Origin of the sequence: Pseudomonas sp. Irchel s3a12, assembly GCF_900187485.1 — a bacterium.
Lineage (GTDB): Bacteria > Pseudomonadota > Gammaproteobacteria > Pseudomonadales > Pseudomonadaceae > Aquipseudomonas > Aquipseudomonas neuropathica.
This window is the reverse complement of record NZ_FYDN01000012.1, coordinates 43,859-64,454: the sequence shown is the minus strand read 5'-3', so window position 1 is coordinate 64,454 and position 20,596 is coordinate 43,859. Positions and strand designations below refer to the sequence as shown.

The 20,596-nt window shown below is 59.6% G+C and carries 18 protein-coding genes; 9 read left to right on the top strand and 9 right to left on the bottom strand.

The features are described 5' to 3' along the window. Positions 1-226 precede the first annotated feature (226 nt). The 6 genes from pstS (at position 227) to CKW14_RS20315 (ending at position 5,456) form a co-directional block, all read left to right on the top strand. Positions 227-1,258, top strand: a complete 1,032-nt coding sequence (pstS, locus tag CKW14_RS20340; RefSeq protein ID WP_095125983.1) for a phosphate ABC transporter substrate-binding protein PstS — start codon at positions 227-229, stop codon at positions 1,256-1,258. Positions 1,259-1,329: 71 nt separating this feature from the next. Next, the gene (pstC, locus tag CKW14_RS20335) at positions 1,330-2,295 is read left to right on the top strand and encodes a phosphate ABC transporter permease subunit PstC (RefSeq protein ID WP_095048983.1); all 966 of its coding nucleotides are present in this window, start codon (positions 1,330-1,332) and stop codon (positions 2,293-2,295) included. Further along, complete coding sequence (pstA, locus tag CKW14_RS20330) at positions 2,295-3,188, top strand: phosphate ABC transporter permease PstA (protein ID WP_095048982.1); 894 nt, start codon at positions 2,295-2,297, stop codon at positions 3,186-3,188. Before pstC ends, pstA begins: the two co-directional genes overlap by 1 nt. Before the next feature lie 75 nt (positions 3,189-3,263). Then, positions 3,264-4,025 (top strand): phosphate ABC transporter ATP-binding protein PstB, encoded by a 762-nt coding sequence (pstB, locus tag CKW14_RS20325; RefSeq protein WP_217827632.1) that lies wholly within the window; start codon positions 3,264-3,266, stop codon positions 4,023-4,025. A 100-nt stretch (positions 4,026-4,125) separates the two neighbouring features. Beyond that, a complete protein-coding gene (locus tag CKW14_RS20320) occupies positions 4,126-4,824 on the top strand; it encodes a hypothetical protein (protein ID WP_095048981.1) in 699 nt (232 codons plus the stop codon). Positions 4,825-4,883: 59 nt separating this feature from the next. Next, a complete protein-coding gene (locus CKW14_RS20315; RefSeq protein ID WP_095126080.1) occupies positions 4,884-5,456 on the top strand; it encodes a hypothetical protein in 573 nt (190 codons plus the stop codon). A gap of 81 nt (positions 5,457-5,537) precedes the next feature. Here CKW14_RS20315 and CKW14_RS20310 read toward each other — a convergent pair whose 3' ends face one another. Next, positions 5,538-6,782 carry a saccharopine dehydrogenase family protein gene (locus CKW14_RS20310; RefSeq protein ID WP_095125982.1) on the bottom strand — a complete coding sequence of 415 codons (1,245 nt, stop codon included), beginning with the start codon at positions 6,780-6,782 and terminating at the stop codon, positions 5,538-5,540. A 29-nt stretch (positions 6,783-6,811) separates the two neighbouring features. Next, complete coding sequence (locus CKW14_RS20305; protein ID WP_095125981.1) at positions 6,812-7,909, bottom strand: carboxynorspermidine decarboxylase; 1,098 nt, start codon at positions 7,907-7,909, stop codon at positions 6,812-6,814. A 241-nt stretch (positions 7,910-8,150) separates the two neighbouring features. Here CKW14_RS20305 and ppk2 point away from each other — a divergent pair, with 241 nt between their 5' ends. Continuing rightward, a complete protein-coding gene (gene ppk2 / locus CKW14_RS20300; RefSeq protein WP_095048978.1) occupies positions 8,151-9,068 on the top strand; it encodes a polyphosphate kinase 2 in 918 nt (305 codons plus the stop codon). Between the two features lie 40 nt (positions 9,069-9,108). On the opposite strand, the gene CKW14_RS20295 is transcribed toward ppk2, so the two are convergent. After that, complete coding sequence (locus CKW14_RS20295; RefSeq protein ID WP_095125980.1) at positions 9,109-10,236, bottom strand: aminotransferase class V-fold PLP-dependent enzyme; 1,128 nt, start codon at positions 10,234-10,236, stop codon at positions 9,109-9,111. 169 nt (positions 10,237-10,405) lie between these two features. Between CKW14_RS20295 and CKW14_RS20290 the strand changes: the two genes are divergently transcribed. Then, the gene (locus tag CKW14_RS20290; protein WP_095125979.1) at positions 10,406-11,521 is read left to right on the top strand and encodes an aromatic ring-hydroxylating dioxygenase subunit alpha; all 1,116 of its coding nucleotides are present in this window, start codon (positions 10,406-10,408) and stop codon (positions 11,519-11,521) included. A 42-nt stretch (positions 11,522-11,563) separates the two neighbouring features. Here the strand turns inward: CKW14_RS20290 and CKW14_RS20285 are convergent, their stop codons facing one another. Beyond that, positions 11,564-12,862 (bottom strand): MFS transporter, encoded by a 1,299-nt coding sequence (locus tag CKW14_RS20285; RefSeq protein ID WP_095048975.1) that lies wholly within the window; start codon positions 12,860-12,862, stop codon positions 11,564-11,566. Positions 12,863-13,156: 294 nt separating this feature from the next. On the opposite strand from CKW14_RS20285, the gene CKW14_RS20280 reads away from it, so the two are divergent. Continuing rightward, the gene (locus CKW14_RS20280) at positions 13,157-14,071 is read left to right on the top strand and encodes a hypothetical protein (protein WP_095048974.1); all 915 of its coding nucleotides are present in this window, start codon (positions 13,157-13,159) and stop codon (positions 14,069-14,071) included. Positions 14,072-14,091: 20 nt separating this feature from the next. Here CKW14_RS20280 and CKW14_RS20275 read toward each other — a convergent pair whose 3' ends face one another. From CKW14_RS20275 to CKW14_RS20255, 5 genes are all read right to left on the bottom strand, one after another. Continuing rightward, the gene (locus CKW14_RS20275) at positions 14,092-15,051 is read right to left on the bottom strand and encodes a DMT family transporter (protein ID WP_095125978.1); all 960 of its coding nucleotides are present in this window, start codon (positions 15,049-15,051) and stop codon (positions 14,092-14,094) included. A gap of 256 nt (positions 15,052-15,307) precedes the next feature. Next, complete coding sequence (locus tag CKW14_RS20270; RefSeq protein WP_095048972.1) at positions 15,308-16,420, bottom strand: alkene reductase; 1,113 nt, start codon at positions 16,418-16,420, stop codon at positions 15,308-15,310. Between the two features lie 170 nt (positions 16,421-16,590). Next, the gene (locus CKW14_RS20265) at positions 16,591-18,825 is read right to left on the bottom strand and encodes a molybdopterin cofactor-binding domain-containing protein (RefSeq protein WP_095125977.1); all 2,235 of its coding nucleotides are present in this window, start codon (positions 18,823-18,825) and stop codon (positions 16,591-16,593) included. Continuing rightward, a complete protein-coding gene (locus CKW14_RS20260) occupies positions 18,822-19,295 on the bottom strand; it encodes a (2Fe-2S)-binding protein (RefSeq protein ID WP_095125976.1) in 474 nt (157 codons plus the stop codon). Before CKW14_RS20260 ends, CKW14_RS20265 begins: the two co-directional genes overlap by 4 nt. Beyond that, positions 19,292-20,572, bottom strand: coding sequence for a c-type cytochrome (locus CKW14_RS20255; RefSeq protein ID WP_095125975.1), 1,281 nt, complete (start codon positions 20,570-20,572; stop codon positions 19,292-19,294). Before CKW14_RS20255 ends, CKW14_RS20260 begins: the two co-directional genes overlap by 4 nt. Positions 20,573-20,596: the final 24 nt, after the last annotated feature.

Genomic DNA, 20,596 nt, shown 5'->3' with positions numbered 1-20,596 from the left:
AAAAATTCAGATCCACTGTCGCCTGGATGGACACCCATTGCCTTGAGAGTCCTGGAAAGTCATGTGCGTCGGTACTACTGCGCAATAGGTATGTGCGAGGAGGGGGTACGATGAGTAAGGGTAGCAAGGGGTCAAAACGATTGAGGCGGGGTCCTGCCATCCAACGTTCATAAAAACTTAACGAGATTGCTGCAGAGTTAAGGAGCCCCTATAAGGAGTTTCCTTGATGAAACGATTGATCAAGTCTGCTGCGTTCGTTGTGACTGCATCTCTGTTGGCTACCTCAATGTCCTTCGCGGCGGAAAACGTCCGGCTGACAGGCTCCGGAGCCAGTTTTCCGGCACCGATCTACCTCACCTGGTTCAAGGATTTCAGCAAAAAGTCGGCGGGTGTCACTGTGGATTACCAATCCAAGGGCAGCGGTGCGGGTGTACAGGACTTTTTGAATAAAACCGTTGATTTCGCCGCCAGTGATTCTGCGATGAAAGACGAAGACATTGCCAAGGTGGGCGAGGGCGTGCAGTTGCTGCCAATGACGGCGGGTGAAATCGTGCTGGCTTATAACCTGCCGGGCAATCCTAAAGGGCTCAAATTGCCACGCGACGTCTACTCCAACATCTTCCTGGGCAAGATCACCCGCTGGAACGATCCGCAGATCGTCGCAGCCAACCCCGAGTTGAAACTGGCCGATACACCGATCACGGTTGTTGTGCGAGCAGACTCCAGCGGTACCACTGCGGTGTTCACCAAGCACCTGGCGGCCATCAATCCGGAGTTCAAGCAGGCGCTGGGGGAGGGCAACACCGTCAACTGGCCGGCCAGCGACAAATTCATCAAGTCGCCCAAGAATGACGGTGTGACAGCCACCGTACGCCAGACGCCGGGTGCCATCGGTTACATCGAATACGGCTTTGCCAAACTTGCCAAGGTTGACTTCGCGCAGTTGCAGAACAAGGCCGGTCAGTACGTGGTACCGAACGCGGAAAGCGGCGCCGAGGCACTCGCTGCGGTAAAAATGCCCGAGAGCCTGGTGGCCTGGCTGCCAGATCCGGACGGCGCCAAGTCTTACCCGATCACTTCCTACACCTGGATGATCTTTCGCAAGGACAACGGTAACCCGGCCAAGGCCAAAGCCATGCGCGAGATGGTCGAGTACAGCTTGACCGAAGGGCAGAAAATCGCCGACTCGATGGGTTATATACCTTTGCCACAGTCAGTCGTCGATCAGGTTCGCAAAGCGTCTGCCAACATCCAGTAAGCGCTCCTGAGGCCTCTCTCGGCGCCCGCTTGCAGCGCCGGGAGAGTTTCCCTTCATTCCGGAATTAGCCAATGAACACACCTTTTGTCGTACCGGTTAATCCGGCTTCTGCGTGCCAACCACCGTCCGCAAAGGACTTTCTGGTCGACCGCGTCTTCCGTGCGCTAGCGCAAATAGGCGTGGTGCTGATTCTGGCGCTGGTCTTTGCGCTGATATTCGAAGTAGGGCGCAAGGCCATTCCCGGCATGGAGAAGCACGGCCTGGATGTGCTTTTGGGGTCCGTCTGGGATGTTAATCAGGGCAAATACGGCATTCTGCCGGCCATTTGGGGGACGCTCTACAGTGCTTTCATCGCGCTGCTGATCGCCGGTTTTTTCGGTGTCAGCATGGCGATTTTTCTGACCCAGGATTTCCTGCCCGCTAAGCTCGCTGCCGTCTTTCGTACCATCGTCGAGTTACTGGCAGCCATCCCCAGCGTCGTTTATGGTCTCTGGGGGATCTACGTGGTGATTCCGGCAATTCGGCCGCTGGCGGAGTGGCTGAACAGCGAACTCAGCTGGATACCTTTTTTTGGCACGTCGTTGAGCGGACCTGGACTGCTGCCGGCGGCGCTGGTTCTGGCAATCATGATTCTGCCGACCATTGCTGCCGTGTCGCAGGACGCGCTCACCGGCGTACCGATGAAAACCAAGCAGGCTGCCTACGGCATGGGAACCACCCATTGGGAGGCCATTCTCAAGGTGATGGTGCCATCTGCCGCCACCGGCATCTTTGGTTCCCTCGTCTTGGGGCTGGGCCGCGCGTTAGGTGAAACCATGGCGCTGGCCATGCTGGTAGGCAACGCAAACAACATCTCCCTTTCTCTCTTTGCCCCGGCCAATACGCTGGCGGCCTTGCTGGCGTTGAATTTTCCCGAGGCAGGGCCGAATGAGATTGAAGTGTTGATGTACGCCGCATTGGTCCTGATGTTCATCACGCTACTGGTGAACATCATCGGTTCCATGATCATGGTCTATGCCCAACGTGGTACTAAATAATGACTGACATCACGTCCTCTGAGGCTGCATTTCCTAGCCTGCAGCGCAAGTTTGAAGGTCGCGCGCTGCGCAGCCTGGTGTTGACCATGCTGGTCTGGGGCGGTGCTCTATTGGCCAGCGTGCCATTGATCTCCGTGCTCTACATGCTGATCACTCGCGGCGGGGCACGTCTGAATCTGGAGGTCTTCACCGAACTTCCGCCCACCGGTTTCGAGACGGGCGGTGGCTTCGGCAACGCTATGGCCGGCACTTTCGTCATGGTCGGTATCGCAGCGGCGATCGCGGTGCCAGTTGGCATCATGGCGGCTATCTTTCTGGCGGAACTGGGCCCTGACAGCAAGCTGGCAAACGCCGCGCGCTTTGCCGCCAAGATGCTCACGGGGCTGCCCTCCATTCTGGCCGGGGTGTTCGCCTATGCGCTGGTCGTGATGACCACTGGTACTTACTCGGCGCCGGCCGGTGGCGTGGCACTGGCCGTGCTGATGTTGCCGATCGTCGTGCTGACGGCTGAAGAGTCGATGCGAATGGTGCCCAAGATCATGAAGGATGCCGCCTACGGCATGGGCTGCACCCGCTCACAGGTCATCTGGAAAATCGTCTTGCCGACCGGCATGCCCGCGATCCTCACCGGGGTCATGCTGGCCGTGGCCCGCGCTGCAGGCGAAACCGCACCTTTGTTGTTCACGGCGCTGTTCAGCAACTACTGGATCTACCACGACGGCAACCTGGCGGTCATGAATCCGACGGCCTCGCTCGCCGTACTGATTTACAACTTTTCCGGCATGCCCTTCGACAACCAACTCGAACTGGCATGGGCGGCCTCGCTGGTGCTGGTGATGATCGTACTGGTCGTCAATATTGTCAGCCGTATTTTCGGCAAGCCCAAGTACTGAGAACGGAGCATCTGAACCTTGAACGCATCAAATCTGCAAGTCGCGGCTCCGTTTGTCACTCAGGCGCCAGTGGTCATGGACTGCAAGCTGGACAAGATTTTCTACGGTAACTTCCTGGCAGTGCGTGACAGCCATGTTCCGATCGAAAAAAACAAGATCACCGGTTTCATCGGTCCATCGGGTTGCGGCAAGAGCACCGTGCTGCGCAGCCTCAACCGGATGAACGATCTGGTGAAGGGATTTCGCTTTGAAGGGCACGTGCATTTCCTCGGGCAAGACGTTTATGGAAAGGGCGTTGATCCAGTGGTCGTGCGTCGTTATATCGGCATGGTGTTTCAGCAGCCGAATCCGTTCTCGATGAGCATTTTCGACAACGTTGCATTCGGCCTGCGCCTCAATCGCTACAAGGGCGATCTGGGCGACCGCGTGAAACATGCCTTGCAGGGTGCCGCGCTGTGGGATGAGGTCAAGGACAAGCTCAAGGTCAGCGGCCTGTCCCTCTCCGGTGGTCAGCAGCAACGGCTTTGCATCGCCCGTGCCATTGCGACCGAGCCGGAAGTGCTGTTGCTGGACGAGCCTTGCTCGGCACTCGACCCGATCGCGACCCGACGGGTTGAGGAGTTGATGATCGAGTTGAAGAAGGACTACACCATCGCCCTGGTGACTCACAATATGCAGCAGGCCATCCGCGTCGCTGACACGACCGCTTTTTTCTCGGTTGATATTTCCCAGGGGACGCGCACCGGCTATCTGGTCGAGATGGGGCCGACAACCCAGATATTCGATAAGCCGCGTGAACAAATGACCGAAGACTACATCAGCGGCAAGTTCAGCTAAGCAGCAATCATCCAGTCAAGACGGCAAGCGGCCATGGACAAGGGTGCTGTACTGGCATCCGGCCGTTTGACCCTTTTATCTACCGTTCTCAGGATTGCCAATGTCTGCAACGCGTCGTCTTGATTTGCCCGCGATTGAACGGGTATTGCGAGAGGTTCAGGGCCGTTTCTCCGAACTCAGCAGGCACTTTACCGAGCCTCGCGATCCCTTCACTGACGAAGTGCTGCACAATGTGCTTGAAGGCTATGCGCTGATTGACGACTATGTCGCTCGCGGTGTCGACCTGTTCGACCTTCAGCAACTGAACCTGATGCTGGAGATCAACGCTACCGTCCTCTGTGGCCGGGACCCGGTTCGCCGACTGGAGTACGCTCAACACCTAGCGGCGACCGAAGAGCACTTCTTCAACAACGTTGAGGGGGGGATAAAGGACCTGTTCAACTGGTATTGCGCGTATCGCAGCGAGTCAGTCTGGAAGCGAGCGGCTGGTGTTTATGTTCGAATCCTCAGCAAGCCGCAGTTGTTTATCGAGGGTAATAACCGCAGTGGCTCACTCATCGTCAGCTATTTGCTCATGCGCGCGGGATTACCTCCGTTCGTGCTGACGCTGGAAAATGCCGGGGGTTACTTTAATCCGTCCTCGGTCATCCGCAACTCCGCCAAGCACGGGGTAAAGGCGTTGTATGAATTGCCCAAAATCAAGAAAAAGTATGCGGCCTTCCTTGAAGGTCAGGCGCCTGAGTCGATGAATTTTTTACTCAAAGACAAGACCTCGCCCGTCTTGCAAGGGGGAGATTGATGAGCGGGCAACCCATTTCCGCCAGGTACCAGGCTTCCGTCAGCCGCGTTTGGCAAGCCATGCTCGGTGCTATCCCCATGAGCGTATTCGCTCGCCAGCGCATACGGGTTTCGTTCGATATCGATGACACGCTGGCCTGCCAGCTGCATCACTGTGCCGTCGAGCAGAGCTGGTTGCCGGCTTGCTTGCATCGTTGGCTCGGCGAGCCACTGCGATGCGGTACGCGCTCATTGACCCGCGAGTTGCGGCGTCAGGGCTGCAGTATCTGGGTTTACACGTCGTCCGGTCGGACCCCGGCCTATATCAGGCGCTGGCTATTGTTGTATGGCATCCGCGTCGACGGGGTGGTCAACAGTGTGGTGCATAACCAGGCGTTGGCGACAAACGGACTGTCAAACGGCCCGTCGAAATTCCCCCCGGCCTTCGATATCGACTTGCATGTCGATGACTCCGAAGGTGTGCGCTCGGAAGGCCATGATCACGGTTTTCGCGTTGTTGTCGTGCACCCGGAGGATGAGCATTGGGCGCAGCGGGTTCTGGATGCCGTCGCTGACGTACAGGCACTGCTCGCCCGGCAACAACAGGGCAAGAGCAGGAATCCGCCGCAACAATGTCCGGAAGCCGTGTCCTGATTTTCAGTGCAGACAAAAACGCCGCTCAATGAGCGGCGTTTTTTGTAGCGGGCAGTGACGCGTCGCGGGTTATTGCGAGCCTCAGGCTACGCCGTTCCAGGGACGATCTCCGTTTTCATCCTTGATGCGGGTCGGCAGTCCCATGACGTCCAGCGCCTTGAGGAACGGCTCAGCCGGCAGTTCCTCGACGTTGGCCATGCGCTGCACATCCCACTCGCCACGGGCGACCAGCAGGGCAGCGGCAACAGGCGGTACGCCGGCGGTGTAGGAAATGCCCTGGCTGTCGGTTTCGGCAAAGGCTTCCTCGTGGTCGGCCACGTTGTAGATGAACACTTCGCGCGACTGGCCATCCTTGGTGCCCTTGACCAGGTCACCGATGCAGGTCTTGCCGGTGTAGCCGGGCGCCAGCGAACTCGGATCAGGCAGCACGGCCTTGACCACTTTCAGCGGCACGACTTCCAGGCCTTCAGCGGTCTTGACCGGTTGTTCGGACAGCAGACCGAGGTTTCTGAGGACCGTGAACACGTTGATGTAGTGCTCGCCGAAACTCATCCAGAAACGCACGTTGGGTACGTCCAGATTCTTCGACAGCGAGTGCACTTCATCGTGACCGGTCAGGTACAGGTTCTGCGAGCCTACAACCGGCAGGTCGTCGGTGCGTTTGACTTCGAACATGGTGTTGCTGGTCCACTGGCTGTTCTGCCAGCTCCACACCTGCCCGGTGAATTCACGGAAATTGATTTCCGGATCGAAATTGGTGGCGAAATATTTGCCGTGGGAACCGGCATTGACGTCAAGAATGTCAATCGAATCAATGCGGTCGAAATACTGTTGTTGTGCCAGTGCTGCATAGGCGTTGACCACACCCGGGTCGAAGCCCACGCCGAGAATGGCGGTGATGTTCTTCTCTTGGCACTCGGCGAGGTGCTTCCACTCATAGTTGCCATACCAGGGCGGGGTTTCGCAGATCTTGCCCGGCTCTTCGTGAATGGCGGTGTCGAGATAAGCGACGCCGGTATCGATGCAGGCACGCAACACCGACATATTGAGGAACGCGGAGCCGACGTTGATGACGATCTCGGATCCGGTTTCACGGATCAGCGCCTTGGTCGCCTCGACATCCAGCGCATTGAGGGAGAAGGCTTTGATATCGGCGGGTTGTTTGAGGCTACCCTTGGCCTTGACGCTGTCGATGATGGCCTGGCATTTGGAGATGTTGCGCGACGCGATAGCGATACGACCGAGTTCATCGTTATGCTGCGCGCACTTGTGGGCCACCACCTTAGCGACACCTCCTGCACCAATGATAAGAACGTTCTTTTTCAATTGCTTTTTCTCTCCTTTGTCTGTCCGTTTCAAGAAAGGCTGGACAGGTAGTCTTCGTAACCGAATTGGCGAACTACTTCGACGGTACCATCGAGTTGTTTCACCACGATGGATGGCATTTTCAGGCCGTTGAACCAGTTCTTCTTGACCATGGTGTAGCCGGCGGTATCAATGAATGACAGTCGATCGCCAATGGCCAGCGGACGATCAAACTGGTACTCGCCGAAGATGTCTCCGGCCAGGCACGATTTGCCGCACACCATGTAGGTGTGTTCACCCTCGCTCGGCGCCAGCTTGGCGTTCAGGCGATAGATCAACAGGTCGAGCAAGTGGGCTTCAATGGAGCTGTCCACGACGGCCAGGTGCTTGCCGTTGTAGAGAGTGTCGAGCACGGTGACTTCCAGCGAAGCGCTGTTAGTGATCGCCGCTTCGCCAGGCTCCAGATAGACCTGCACGCCGTACTTTTGCGAGAACGCCTTGAGACGAGCGCAGAACGCGTCCAGTGCGTAGCCTTCACCGGTGAAGTGAATGCCGCCGCCCAGGCTGACCCAGCTGACCTTGTGCAGCAGCTCACCGAAGCGTTCTTCAATGGTGCAGAGCATTTGGTCGAACAGGCCAAAGTCGCCGTTCTCACAGTTATTGTGGAACATGAAGCCGGAGATCTGGCTGATAACGCCTTCGATCTTCACCGGGTCCCATTCGCCTAGACGGCTGAACGGACGCGCCGGGTCGGCCAGCAGATAATCGGAGCTGCTGACTTGCGGGTTAACGCGCAGGCCCCGGACTTTGCCCTCAGAGCGCTCGGCAAAGCGTTGCAGCTGGCTGATGGAGTTGAAGATGATCTTGTCGCAATTGGCGAGCATCTCCTCGATCTCATCGTCGGCCCAGGCCACGCTGTAGGCGTGGGTTTCGCCTTCGAACTTCTGGCGGCCGAGCTTGAGTTCGTACAGCGACGACGACGTGGTGCCGTCCATGTATTGCTGCATCAAGTCGAACACCGACCAGGTTGCGAAGCACTTGAGTGCCAGCAGGGCCTTGGCCCCTGACTGTTCGCGCACATAGGCGATCTTCTGCATGTTGGTCAGCAGTTTCTGTTTGTCGATGAGGTAGTACGGTGTCTTGATCATTTCGAGGCCTCCGGCAAGGCCAGCCAAAAAAGGATGCGCATTGTGCCCCGACTGACTACATATCGAAAGAGCAGAGCGTGAGGCTCACTGAGCGGATACCCAACAGAGTTGAACGCTCGGGACGTTGGGCCGGTATGCAACGTCTGCTTCAAGCGATCAGCAATCCCGAGAACCCCGGTAACTGCTCAGTCATAAATCGACGTCAGTATGGCAGTACCATCCAGTACCCGAGGTCTTCACCATGCCCTCAGCTCAAGATCAGTTGATACACCGCATTCAGCGCGAGCTGCTCGACCACAGTGACGAGGAGCTGGAGTTGGAGTTGTCCGAAGACGGGCATGACCTGAACGCGCTGTTCGATGACCACGTTCCGAATGGTATTGAGAAGGACGACCGACGGCTTTATTTCAGCGAGTTGTTTCGCCTGCAGGGTGAACTGGTGAAGTTGCAAAGCTGGGTGGTCAAGACCGGACACAAGGTAGTGATCTTGTTTGAAGGGCGCGATGCCGCTGGCAAGGGAGGGGTAATCAAGCGCATAACCCAGCGGCTCAACCCCCGGGTATGCCGAGTCGCTGCCTTGCCCGCGCCCAACGACCGCGAGCGAACTCAATGGTACTTCCAGCGATATGTCTCGCACCTACCGGCAGCAGGTGAGATCGTGCTATTTGACCGCAGTTGGTACAACCGCGCCGGTGTTGAAAAAGTTATGGGATTTTGCAACGACTATCAGTACGAAGAATTTTTCCGGACCGTGCCAGAGTTTGAACGGATGCTCGCCCGTTCCGGCATTCAGTTGATCAAGTACTGGTTTTCCATTTCCGACCAAGAACAACACCTGCGCTTCCTTAGTCGCATTCACGACCCGCTCAAGCAGTGGAAACTCAGCCCGATGGACCTGGAGTCACGTCGGCGTTGGGAGGCCTATACCAAGGCCAAGGAAATCATGCTCGAACGCACCCACATTGCCGAAGCACCCTGGTGGGTGGTGCAAGCCGACGACAAGAAAAAAGCCCGACTTAACTGCATCAATCATCTACTCGGCCAAATGCCTTACGAAGAAGTCGAGTTACCGCTGATTGAACTGCCGCAGCGCGTGCGCGAGGAGGACTACTCTCGCAGTCCTACGCCACCGGAACTCATGGTGCCTCAAGTCTATTAAACGGCCGAACCAGGCGGCCCGACGACGGGTTGCCGGGTATCTAAATAACCTCATCCAATGCCTGCTCCAGCAGGCTGACCGTGCGCTCGATATTCTGTAGCTTCTCCAGCCCGAACAGGCCGAGGCGAAAGGTCTGGAAGTCGGCTGGCTCATCGCATTGCAGTGGCACGCCGGCGGCGATCTGCAGGCCGTGCTGGGCAAATTTCTTGCCGTTTTTGATGTCGGCATCATCGGTGTAGCTCACCACGACGCCGGGCGCCTGATAGCCTTCTGCGGCGACGCTTTTGATGCCTTTGCCGGTCAATAGCGCACGCACCCGATCGCCCAGCGCCTGTTGTTCATCGCGAACCTTGTCGAACCCGTACGCTTGCGTCTCTTTCATCACGTCGTTGAACCGCGCGAGGGAATCGCTGGGCATGGTCGCGTGATAGGCATGTCCACCCTGTTCGTAGGCCTGCATGATCTGCAGCCACTTTTTCAGGTCGCAGGCGAAGCTGCTGCTTTGCGTCTGTTCGATGCGCTCAAGCGCTGCAGAACTGAACATCACCAAGGCGCAGCAGGGGGAAGCGCTCCAGCCTTTCTGTGGTGCGCTGATCAGCAGGTCGACGGCGCATTTGTGCATATCCACCCAAATGGTGCCGGAGGCGATGCAGTCCAGCACGAACAGACCGCCCACCGCATGCACGGCGTCGCCAACGGCTCGCAGGTAATCGTCGGGAAGGAGGATCCCGGATGAAGTTTCAACGTGGGGCGCGAAGACGACTTTCGGTTTCTGCGCCGCGATGGCTGCCAGCACTTCGTCCAGCGGCGGCGGGGCGTAGGCGGCCTGGCGACCCGTCTCGATCGGCCGGGCCTTGAGCACCGTAGTGGCCGCCGGGATGTTGCCCATCTCCAAAATCTGGCTCCAGCGATAACTGAACCAGCCGTTGCGTATCACCAGGCATTGCTGGCCGGTGGCGAACTGCCGCGCCACCGCTTCCATGCCGAAAGTGCCGCTGCCTGGAACCACCGCCACCGCTTCGGCGTGGTAGACCTGTTTCAGGGTTTTGGAAATGTTCTTCATCACGCCTTGAAAGGACTGCGACATGTGATTGAGCGAGCGGTCGGTGTAGACCACGGAATACTCGACCAATCCCTCGGGATCGATGCTCGGATAGAGCTTGGACATGGTGACTCCTTCGGCAGAGAGGTAAACATCATTGGCAAGCAAGTGTAGGCAAAGGGCAGGGCAAGGGCACTGGCAAATCACGTTGGCCAAGTGGAGCCCTCTGGTTTAGTTTTGCACTCCAGGGTTTTTCTGATTTGAACTCACCGTACTGACGGATCACACGCCCCCCATGCTCACAAACCTGTGGTATGTCGTTCTCCCATCGTCACAGCTGACTGATGGACTGATGCCGGTTAAATTGCTCGGACAACCGTTCGTTGCGTTCCGCGATGACGCGGGCGTCGCTCATGTGCTTTCAGATATTTGCGTGCATCGCGGCGGTTCACTGTCAGCCGGCAGCAAGGTCGGCAACAGCGTGCAGTGTCCCTATCACGGCTGGCGGTTTGGCGGTGATGGCGTGTGCACGCAGATACCGGCGCAGCCCGACCTGCGGATTCCCGCCAAGGCCCGCGTCGATGCCTACCCGACACTGGAGCGATACGGCTGGATCTGGGCGTTTTTAGGTGATCTGCCTGAGTCTGAGCGTCCACCCTTGCCGATGCTCGACTGGATCGACGATCCCGCCATCCGCGTGGTCTCGGGTCACTTTGACTGGCAGGCCAGTTGGGACCGGATTATCGAAAACGGTCTGGACTTCGCGCACGCACCGTTTGTCCATGGATCAACCTTCGGCGATCCGGATCATCCCGAGATTGAATCATTCGAGGTCGACAGCGATGCGTGGAGCGGCAGCGCCCAAATGCTCATGCGCAGGCCGGCACGCAAAGGGCTGCTGCGGCGCAAATCCTCCACCGAGTTTGTCAGTGTGGCCACTGTTCCGGGGTTTCACCTGTCCGGCCCTTGTACAACGCTTGAGCTTGAGTTGCCCAACGGCTGGCGGATCTACATCGTCTCGGCGCATGTGCCGATTGACGCCAATCGCACGCGCACCTGGTGGATGATGGGCAGAACGTTCCTGCGCTCACGGCTGCTGGATCGCAGGTTCATTGCCAGCAATATCCGAATCTTCGAACAAGATCACGCGGTGCTGAAAAACGTCCGGCCCGAACGTGTGCCGGACTCCTTTCAGCAGGAGGTTTCGTTGAAGTCCGACGCGCTACAGATTGCCTTTCGCAAAGACGTGCAGGCGCTGGAGCAGCGCGGCTGGCGCATCGATGAAGAGCGTCTTGCGCGAACGTTCACCGGACGCAAGGCTTGTGCGATACCCAGCCCCGAACGTCGTCAGATTCGCGCTTGGGCGATTGAGCCGATTCCGCTCGTGGACATCACCCACGAATCCCAATAGTGGTGCAAGCCAGCCTGCGCTTGGCGCAGACTGGCGGAACGCTTAGCGCGTCTCGCACTGAGGCGATGGCTCACCGCTCAATGCATCAACCATCGGCGGATGCTCCTGTACCGCTTGACGCAAGTCTTCGGTCACTCGCAATTCCGCACCTGTCGGCGAGAAGGTGGCTGCCGCTGCAAACGGCGCGGGATTGGCCGGAACCGGGCGTTTGCCACGGCGCCACAGGAAGAAGGTGACCATGCACAGATTGACCAGCGCAAACACCCAGAACAGACCATTGGCACCGAACGAATTCATCACCGGCGAGATCATCATCGGGCTGATCGCCGAGCCCAGCGAATTGATCAGCAGCAAGCCCTGAATCATCGGCACCAAGGCTTCGGCCGGGGCACGGTCGGCGGCGTGGCTGACGGCAACCGGGTACAGCGCGAACACACCACCGCCAAGCAGAAACAACATCACCGCGAGCATGGTCGAGGACAACGGCACCAGAACGATCACCAGCGATAGCACCGTGCATGCCACCGTCAGAATGGTCAGCACTTGCAAGCGATCCTTGCGGTCAGACCAGCGCCCGACTGGGTATTGCAGGAGCATCGCGCCGAGAATCGTCCAAGCCATCATGCTGCCGACTTCACCGACATTCAGACCGCTGCGTTGCAGATACAGCGGCAGCAAGGTGTAGATCGCCGCGATGGTCACACCCGAGCCGAAACAGCCGACCAGCCCGGTCGGCGTCACGCCTAGCAGTTGCCGGGGTTTGAGCGGTTCAACCTGATCAAGCAATGGCGATACGCGCGGCAGAATCACGATCGGCAGCACCGACAACGAGGCGAGCATGCCGGCGACCATGAACGGTGCGCTGTCGCTCAACCCGGTGATTTTCCCTAGCGTTGCCTGACCCAGCACACCGGCGCCGTACAAGACGATCATGTACAACGCGAGCAAGCGCCCACGAATCTTCGCGTCGCCCGCCAGCAGCAACCAGCTTTCGATCACCAGAAACACGCCGACCGTGGCCCAGCCGTTGATCAGGCGCAGGGCGAACCAGCCCCAAGTGTCATAGAACAAGCCCTGCAGCAGGATGGTCACGGCGATCAGCGAGGCGAAACTGCCATAGGCGCGGATATGGCCGATGCGCAGAATCAAACGGTCATTGAACACCGCACCCAGGGTCAGGCCGATGAAGTAGGCCGATGAAACGATACCGATCATCGTGGTCGAGGCACCGGCAGCGTCCAGTCGAAGGGTGGTCAGCGACGACATGAAACCGTTGCCCAGCGCAACAATGAACAGCCCGAGCAGGGGCGCCAGCGCCATGGCCAGCAAACGCGGAGACATAAAAACCTCTAGAGGACGAACAGCGCAACGTGCGCCGCTGCGCATGCGATTGCCAAGCCGAAGTGTGTTGTGGTGCAGGCAGACACCGAGGGGGCTGCAAGAGAGCGCGGGATTCTAAGGCTTGTGCAGGATTTGCCAATAGTTGTTTGCTGCGACGTTAGGACGCAGGGGTTGCCCTTTATGCTTGTCCTGAGTGGCTGAGCAAAAAACAGCTTTTTGCCACCACCTAAGTGCTAAATTGCCGCGCGTACGATAAGTGTTCCGCAATCACGCAAGTTTCTGGAGATCAACAGCATGGAAGCCACCCGGATAGGCCGAAGAGCCGCAACACGTTACCTCGCAGTATTTGGCCTATCGCTGCTGTTCAACCCGTCAACCCCAGCCTTCGCCTTCAACCCCGACTTGCATTCGGCCTATGCACTGAAAGCAGCTCAGGCGTATCAACGCTGCCCGGGGGTGAAGTTGCCCGAACAGTTGGCGGAGGCTTTGGCGGCAGGCACTGACGCTGAGGATTCAAACCTGCTAACGCTCCCTCAGCGCGCTACCAATTGGCACTTCTATAACCGCAACAAAAAACTTGAGCCATTCTGGTTCGCCAACCGAAGCCTGGACGTGATCTTTTCCAAACGTATTGAAAAGCTGAACGCGCTGCTGGTGGAACCCGGTGCCGATCCCGTTGCGGTATACGAGCAAGCGGGAAGGGTCTTGCATTACATACAGGACATGAGCGTCCCCGGCCATGTCGTGCCGGCTTACCACGCCAAGTTGCCGGGCAATCATGCCGATCCGTTTGATGAGTTCGAGAGCATTGAAGCGCTGCCATTGTTCGACTTGTCTGACGCGCAGTGTCAGGCGCTTCGTGATGAGGCGAGTAAAGCCGACGCCACCCCTCAAGGTTTTCTGGACGCCGCTGCGACAGCAACCTTGCAGGCGATTGAGCAGATAGACGCGGCCGGCAAACCTGTCGTCGACGGTGCATGGCAAGCGTATTGGGTGTATCCCGCCCGAGATACCGATGAGGCCCGCAAAGGCTGGGGCCAATACGGTAGCTGCGAATTTGCAAGGGGCGATATCAACGCTGAGTGCAAGCGTGAAGAAGAGCTTGTGGCGTTGTTTGAGCAGCAATCTCGACAGGCTCAGACAAATTCGGTGTTGATGCTTTTTTATGTGCAAAAGAAGCTGGCCGAAGCAGGCCAAACTCGACCGTGAGAACCGCTGGCGAGAACCCCTCACGCACTGACTTTAACCTCAGCCTTGACCACTGATTTACGATATGTCAGCAAAACGATGCCCGTGACCACAATTACCCCGCCGAGAATCTGTCCGTTGCTGAGCATCTGATCCAGCACAATCCAGCCCATCAGCAGCGTTGCCAATGGTTCGATGTTCATCACCGGCGCATTGCGCGGCATGTCGAGTCGAGGTACGGAAATGAACAAGACGATAAAACCTGTGCCGTACAGCACCACCAGAGTGGCGAGGGCCAGCCATCCGGTCGAGGTGGCGGGCAGGTTCAATCCGCCGGGAAGAGCGCCCGTCAGCCCTGCGAGGTTGACGCTGCTGAATACGATGAAAATGGTCAGCAGACTGCGCACCGAGCCGCGTACCTGAGACAGTTTGTGGTCGGTGATCCACAGCGCGCAGGCGAACACGCTGGCGGCGCAGAACGCGAGCGCGACGCCCGTCAGCCATTGCGGATTGACGTCTGTCGTGGTTGAGAGACGCCCGGGGACATCCAGCACAAACACCAGACCCAATAGAATCAAACCCATCAATATCGCGGTGCGCGCGCTCGGTCGCGGGCCACCCAGCGCCCAGGTGAGCAATGCCAGCAGAATAGGGAATACGTTCGCCACCAGCAGGGCCAGCGCCACCGGCACCCGTGCGACAGCGGAATACAGACACAGACTCTGCGCAGTGATCAGCAACCCCAGCAGCAGTTGCCAGCGCCATGCGCCCGCCGGCAAACGCGGGCTTTGTCTTTGCCACAGCACCAGCATGGCGAGCACCAGCAAGGTCCCGCCGGAACGCATCAAAATCGCCAGCAACACTCCCGCACCATCATCAAATGCGACTCGCGCCGCCACATGATTGCCGGCAAACGCACAGCCCATGCACAACAGAATGATCACCGCCAGATAACGGGGGTAGGGTGGCGGCACGGTTTGCGTAGCGGTAGGGCGAGGCATGGCAGATCTCAGGATTGTTAGCCGTTCGAACGACTTGGTTTTTATTAGGTTGTCGTACAACTAGCCCGTTTTATCGCATTCGGCGACGTCGGGCAATAGACCTGAAAGCTCACAGCTGCACTGTGATAGGCGTTACGGTGGATTTTTCACATCTGCGACTAAACGTAGAGATCGTATGACTTGATCGAGCAGGGGCGCATCGGCCCCTGCTTCCAGGGATTTACACATTCATGAGAGGCGGGTGGCCTGCATTTGTTCAGGCATGAAATGGATAATCGATGTAGCCCCGCTGATCCCCACCGAAAAAGCTGCTCGGATCCGGCACGTTGAGCGCCAGGCCATCGTGCAGCCGACGCGGCAAGTCCGGGTTGGCCAGGAACGGCCGGCCAAACGCGATGATGTCGGCACGATCGGCAATCAGCGCCTGTTCGGCAGATTGCGCATCGTAGCCGCCGGCCAGGATCAGCACGCCGTTCCAGGTCTTGCGCAACTGGGCAATGATCGCGTCCCAGCGCGGGTCGAAGTTCTCGTCTTTGACTGTGCCGACCATCGCCGGCTCGACCAGGTGCAGGTAGGCCAGATTCCAATGATTGAGCGCTTCGACGAGGTGGCCGAAGGTTGCCTCCGGGGTGTCATCGCCCATGCCCATGAAGCGCCCCATCGGCGTCAGGCGTACGCCGACCCGCTCGGCGCCAACTTCTTCAGCCACGGCCGCGACCACCTCCAGCAGAAACCGCGCGCGGTTCTCCACGCTGCCGCCATAGGCATCGTCACGCTGGTTGCTGTTGCTGTTAAGAAACTGGTCGAGCAGGTAACCGTTGCCAGCATGAATCTCTACACCGTCCATGCCCGCCAGCAATGCGTTGCGCGCGGCCACGCGGTAGTCCTCGACGATGCCGGCGATTTCCGCGGTTTCCAGCGCGCGCGGCACCGGCACATCACCCCAGACGCCGTTACCGTTTTCGTCGACGATAAACGTCTTGCCAGGCACTGGCAGCGCGCTGGGCGCAACCGGCAGGCCAGCATCGGGTTGAAAACTGGGGTGGGACACCCGGCCGACGTGCCACAGTTGCATGAAGATCAGGCCGCCGGCCTCATGCACCGCCGCGCTGACGTCGCGCCACGCCTCAACTTGCTCAGGACTGTAGATGCCCGGCGTCCAGGCGTAACCCTGAGCCTGCCGGGAGATTTGTGTGGCCTCGGTGATGATCAGCGCGGCGCTGGCCCGCTGGCGGTAGTACTCGGCGTTCATCGGCGTCGGTACATCGCCCGGTTGGCCGGCGCGTGAGCGCGTCAAGGGGGCCATCGCCACGCGATGGGCGAGGGTGTAAGGACCGAGTGCGAGGGGTTGGAACAGACGACGGGTCATGGGTAGCTCCAGATTTCAATAAAGGAAATTCAAGCGCGGCAGCGGGGCCGCGAACCAGTGCCGCTAACTTAACCGCGCTCAGCGGGGCTGATAATCGGCGACCGGCGCTACGCTGTTTTGCGCGCAACGCAACGGCGCCCGTGCTCATCAGCGATGAACACGGGCGTGGCTCAGTCGGATTGGTTTGAGCGCGTGAGCGGTAGGTTCAGCCAGCGCCGGCCAGTGGCGTTGGCGACGGCGTTGCCAAGGGCGGCGGCCATCGGCCCTTGAACGATTTCAGCGGCACCGAGGAAGGGTTCTCCCGGTTGGTCGAGCAAATGCACATCGACTTTTTTCGGCAGTTGCGTGAAGCGCAGAATCGGATAACCGCTCCAGTCGTAGCTGCGAATGCCCCCCGCGTCGTAGGCGACTTTTTCGTACAGGGTCCAGCTCGCGGACTGCACGATGCCGCCCTCGACCTGATTGCGCAGGCCATCGGGGCTGACGATCTGGCCGACATCCACCGCCGTCACCACGTGATCGATGCGGATCTCGCCAGTCTGCGGATGCACGCGAAGTTTCACCGCGATGGCGCAGTAACCCATGATGTTTTTGTAGCGGGCAAAGGCGAAACCGATACCGGCGCCGGGCTCGCTGCTTTTTTGCGGCCAACCGATCTCATCACGCACACGTTCTACCACCGCGCGAGCACGCGGGTCGCTGAGATGGGCCAGACGCAAGGCGACCGCGTCGATGCCGGCCCTGATCGCCAGTTCGTCGATACTCGCCTCGATGGCAAAAATGTTGATGTGCGCGCCCAGTGAACGCATGGCCGAGGTGCGAAAGGGCATCTGGGTGACGAAGGTCATGTTGATGCGCGTCGAGTTCAACGCATACAGCGGTACCGCGTTGCGATCACCATCGCCTTCGGGCTGGGCGATCGGCACGGATGGCGCCGAGGCGAAGGGCCTCGCGAGCAAGCGTGCCGGCAGCAGACGCCCGGCGTTGACGATGCGTTCGTTATGCGGCGTGGTCCAGAGTTCGTAGGCCCAGTCCTGCAGACGACCCTGGCTGAGGCCTGCGTCGACTTCAGTGACCATCGCCGAGCTATACGGCTCCCAAAGATTTTCCTGTTCGCGCATCCATTGCACGCGCACCGGCGTACCGGGCACGCGCAGGGCAATCAATGCTGCATCGGCGGCGGCATCATCTGCGCCGTTGTGGCCGTAACACCCTGAGCCTTCAGTATGAATACAGCGCACCCGCTCTGGTGGCAGGCCGAGCATTTCGGCAATGCCGGCGCGCAGCGGGTAAACGCCTTGGGTGTGGGTCCAGACGGTGAGCGTGCCGTCCTTGAACCAGGCCACTGCGCAAGACGGGCCGATCGAGCCGTGCATCAGATATTGCTTGGTGACCCGCGCCTGAAAACGCGTGTCGGCCGCGCCGCTCGGCGTGCCGCTGTGGCTGATCGGATAGCGCCGTGAGGGCAGGCGTTTGAGCAGGTCATGAATCTGCGCCGCATCAGGAATCGCCTCGCCGCTGCTCCACTGCGCGACTTCGCTGGCACGGCGCATGGCTTTGATCGCTTGCCACTCATCACCGGCGACCACCGCCAGATAGTTGCCGTCGCGGATCACCTTGACCACGCCAGCCAGCGCTTCGATGGACGCCGCATCGAATGCTTGCAACGTGCAGCCCGGACGGGGCGGGCGGATCACCCGCGCATGCAGCATGCCCGGCAGGCGCATGTCCTGGACGAAGGCCGCACCACCGCTGACCTTCGCCGGGATGTCGAGGCGCGGCAACGAATGGCCGATCAGTTTGAAATCAGCGGCGGCCATCGCCGGTGACTGAGCCTTGGCATATTGATGCACATCGACATGCTTGACCGCGTCGGCATAACTCATCCGTTGAGCGGCCGGGCCTTCGATCACAGCGTCGCGGGTGCTCAGCAGTGCTGCATCAACCTGCCAACTGCGCGCGGCGGCATCGACGAGCATTTCGCGCACCTGCGCGGCGGCGTTATACAACGCGGTACCGCTGTCAAAAATGCTGTGGCTGCCGGCGGTGTAGCCTTCGTTGGGTGTCAGCGCGGTGTCGGCGGTGAGTAGGTTGATCGCGGACGCCGGCACCTGCAAACGTTCGGCGGCGATTTGCAGCAGCGCGGTTTTCACCCCGGTGCCCAATTCGACCTTGCCGGTGTAGACGGTAATGCCGTCGGCGCCGATGCGGATCCAAGCGTCGAGAAACGGATTGGTGCGCAGGCTTCCGGGCAGGTCGGGGGCGAGGACCACGGTGCCGAGCGTATCGACTTCCGTATCCGCTAACACACGCCGCGCGACCGGCAGCAGGGTGAACGCCATCAGCAACGCACCACCGCGCAGAAAGGCGCGTCGGCTCGGCTGCAAACCATTCGACTCACTCATGTCAGGCTCCCATTGTGCCCGGCCACCTGTTTGATCGCCTCGATGATCCGCAAGTGCGTACCGCAGCGGCACAGGTTGCCGGCCATGTGCTCGCGAATGGTCGCCTCATCCGGGTGGCGATTACGCTCAAGCAACGCCTGCGCGCGCATCAGCATGCCGGCAATGCAGTAACCGCATTGCGCGGCCTGTTTCTCAATGAACGCCGCTTGCAGGGGGCCAGGATCTTCTGCGCTACCGAGGCTTTCCACGGTGCGGATTTTTTTGCCTTCGAGACCGGCGCAGGGCGTCAGGCAGGCGAACACCGGTTGATCATCGACGATCACCGTGCAGGCGCCGCACTGACCGAGACCGCAGCCGTATTTGGCGCCGTTGAGGTTCAAGTGATTGCGCAGCGCATACAGCAGCGGCATGTCCGGCTCCAGCTCAAGCGCTTGCGCGGCTCCGTTGACGTTGAGAGTGATCTGGCTCATTTCGTCTCCTGACGTAACGCTTCAATAGTGGAAGAGAGGTCGGCCCACGGTTGATCGGGGCTGGCTTGCTGACGCAGATACGCGGCCAGTGCGCCGAGTTGCGCGTTGTCGAGGCTGGCGGCGAATGCAGGCATCAGCGGACCGGGCGATCCGGGTGTGGCGGGCAAGCCTTCAAGCACGGTTTTGAGGAAATTGCGCGAGCTGGCCGCTTGCAGCGCCGAGGTGTTTTGCAACCCCGGGCGACCATCGATGGTGCGCATCGGCGCCGCTGGGCCATGGCAACCGGCGCAGGCGCTGCTGAAGAGCAGGGCGCCGGTCGAGTGGTCTGCCGGGGCATTGGCGGCGCGTTGCGCTGTTGTCTCTGTCACCGAAAGCGGGTTTTCCAAACTGAGCAGGTATTCGGCAATCGCCTCGGCCTCACTGGCGGGCAAGCGGGCCAGACTCAAGCTGACCGGACGCATCGGCCCGGCGGGTGTGCCGTGGCCATCAACGATCTCAGCGCGCAGATAGCCGACCAGTTGCTCACGACTCCACGGGTTGCTGCGCTGGCCCATGCCGACCAGCGCCGGCGCGTGCCAGCCGTCAACGCTGCCGCCCTGTAGGTATTCCGAGGACTTTTCCGCGCCGATCAGGTTCAGCGGCGAATGGCAGCCGGCGCAATGGCCCGGGCCGTCGACCAGATAACGCCCGCGATTCCACGCCTCGCTACGTCCCGCCAGAGGCGTCAGTGGCTCACCGTGCAGGAACAGCAGGTTCCAGAACGCCACCAACGGACGAATATTCATCGGGAAATTCATCTGGTTGTGCGCGGCCGGCGCGTGCACGGCGGGGCCGCTCATCAAGTAGGCATAGGCGTCGGCGATGTCTGCTGCGCTCATGCGCCGGTAGTGCACGTAGGGGAACGCCGGATAGAGCAAGTGACCATCGCGAGCAATGCCCTGACGCATCGCCCGCTCGAAGGCCAGCAGTGACCATTGGCCGATACCGGTCTCAGCGTCCGGGGTGATGTTGGTGCTGTACAGCGTGCCGAACGGCGTTACCAGCGGCAGCCCGCCGGCCAGATATTCACCGCCGGGGCGGGTATGGCAGACCGCACAATCGCCGGCCTCGACCACCCGCGCCCCGCGTTGCAACTGCGCAGTATCGAACAGCGTCGGGCGCTCGATCGGCGCAATCGCCGGGCGCCACATCAGCCAAACGGCGCCGATCAGGCCGAGCACGGCGGCGACTGCCACGCTGATCCATAGCGTTCTGGACTTCAGAAATGAGCTGTTCATGGCACAGGAAGAAACGCGGCAGGC

What these genes read in the sequence shown, in the direction of transcription:
- pstS (WP_095125983.1), top strand. Translation starts at nt 227, where the DNA reads ATGAAACGATTGATCAAGTCTGCTGCGTTCGTTGTGACTGCATCTCTG.
- pstC (WP_095048983.1), top strand. Translation starts at nt 1,330, where the DNA reads ATGAACACACCTTTTGTCGTACCGGTTAATCCGGCTTCTGCGTGCCAA.
- pstA (WP_095048982.1), top strand. Translation starts at nt 2,295, where the DNA reads ATGACTGACATCACGTCCTCTGAGGCTGCATTTCCTAGCCTGCAGCGC.
- pstB (WP_217827632.1), top strand. Translation starts at nt 3,264, where the DNA reads ATGGACTGCAAGCTGGACAAGATTTTCTACGGTAACTTCCTGGCAGTG.
- CKW14_RS20320 (WP_095048981.1), top strand. Translation starts at nt 4,126, where the DNA reads ATGTCTGCAACGCGTCGTCTTGATTTGCCCGCGATTGAACGGGTATTG.
- CKW14_RS20315 (WP_095126080.1), top strand. Translation starts at nt 4,884, where the DNA reads ATGCTCGGTGCTATCCCCATGAGCGTATTCGCTCGCCAGCGCATACGG.
- CKW14_RS20305 (WP_095125981.1), bottom strand. Translation starts at nt 7,909, where the DNA reads ATGATCAAGACACCGTACTACCTCATCGACAAACAGAAACTGCTGACC.
- ppk2 (WP_095048978.1), top strand. Translation starts at nt 8,151, where the DNA reads ATGCCCTCAGCTCAAGATCAGTTGATACACCGCATTCAGCGCGAGCTG.
- CKW14_RS20295 (WP_095125980.1), bottom strand. Translation starts at nt 10,236, where the DNA reads ATGTCCAAGCTCTATCCGAGCATCGATCCCGAGGGATTGGTCGAGTAT.
- CKW14_RS20290 (WP_095125979.1), top strand. Translation starts at nt 10,406, where the DNA reads ATGCTCACAAACCTGTGGTATGTCGTTCTCCCATCGTCACAGCTGACT.
- CKW14_RS20285 (WP_095048975.1), bottom strand. Translation starts at nt 12,862, where the DNA reads ATGTCTCCGCGTTTGCTGGCCATGGCGCTGGCGCCCCTGCTCGGGCTG.
- CKW14_RS20280 (WP_095048974.1), top strand. Translation starts at nt 13,157, where the DNA reads ATGGAAGCCACCCGGATAGGCCGAAGAGCCGCAACACGTTACCTCGCA.
- CKW14_RS20275 (WP_095125978.1), bottom strand. Translation starts at nt 15,051, where the DNA reads ATGCCTCGCCCTACCGCTACGCAAACCGTGCCGCCACCCTACCCCCGT.
- CKW14_RS20270 (WP_095048972.1), bottom strand. Translation starts at nt 16,420, where the DNA reads ATGACCCGTCGTCTGTTCCAACCCCTCGCACTCGGTCCTTACACCCTC.
- CKW14_RS20265 (WP_095125977.1), bottom strand. Translation starts at nt 18,825, where the DNA reads ATGAGTGAGTCGAATGGTTTGCAGCCGAGCCGACGCGCCTTTCTGCGC.
- CKW14_RS20260 (WP_095125976.1), bottom strand. Translation starts at nt 19,295, where the DNA reads ATGAGCCAGATCACTCTCAACGTCAACGGAGCCGCGCAAGCGCTTGAG.
- CKW14_RS20255 (WP_095125975.1), bottom strand. Translation starts at nt 20,572, where the DNA reads ATGAACAGCTCATTTCTGAAGTCCAGAACGCTATGGATCAGCGTGGCA.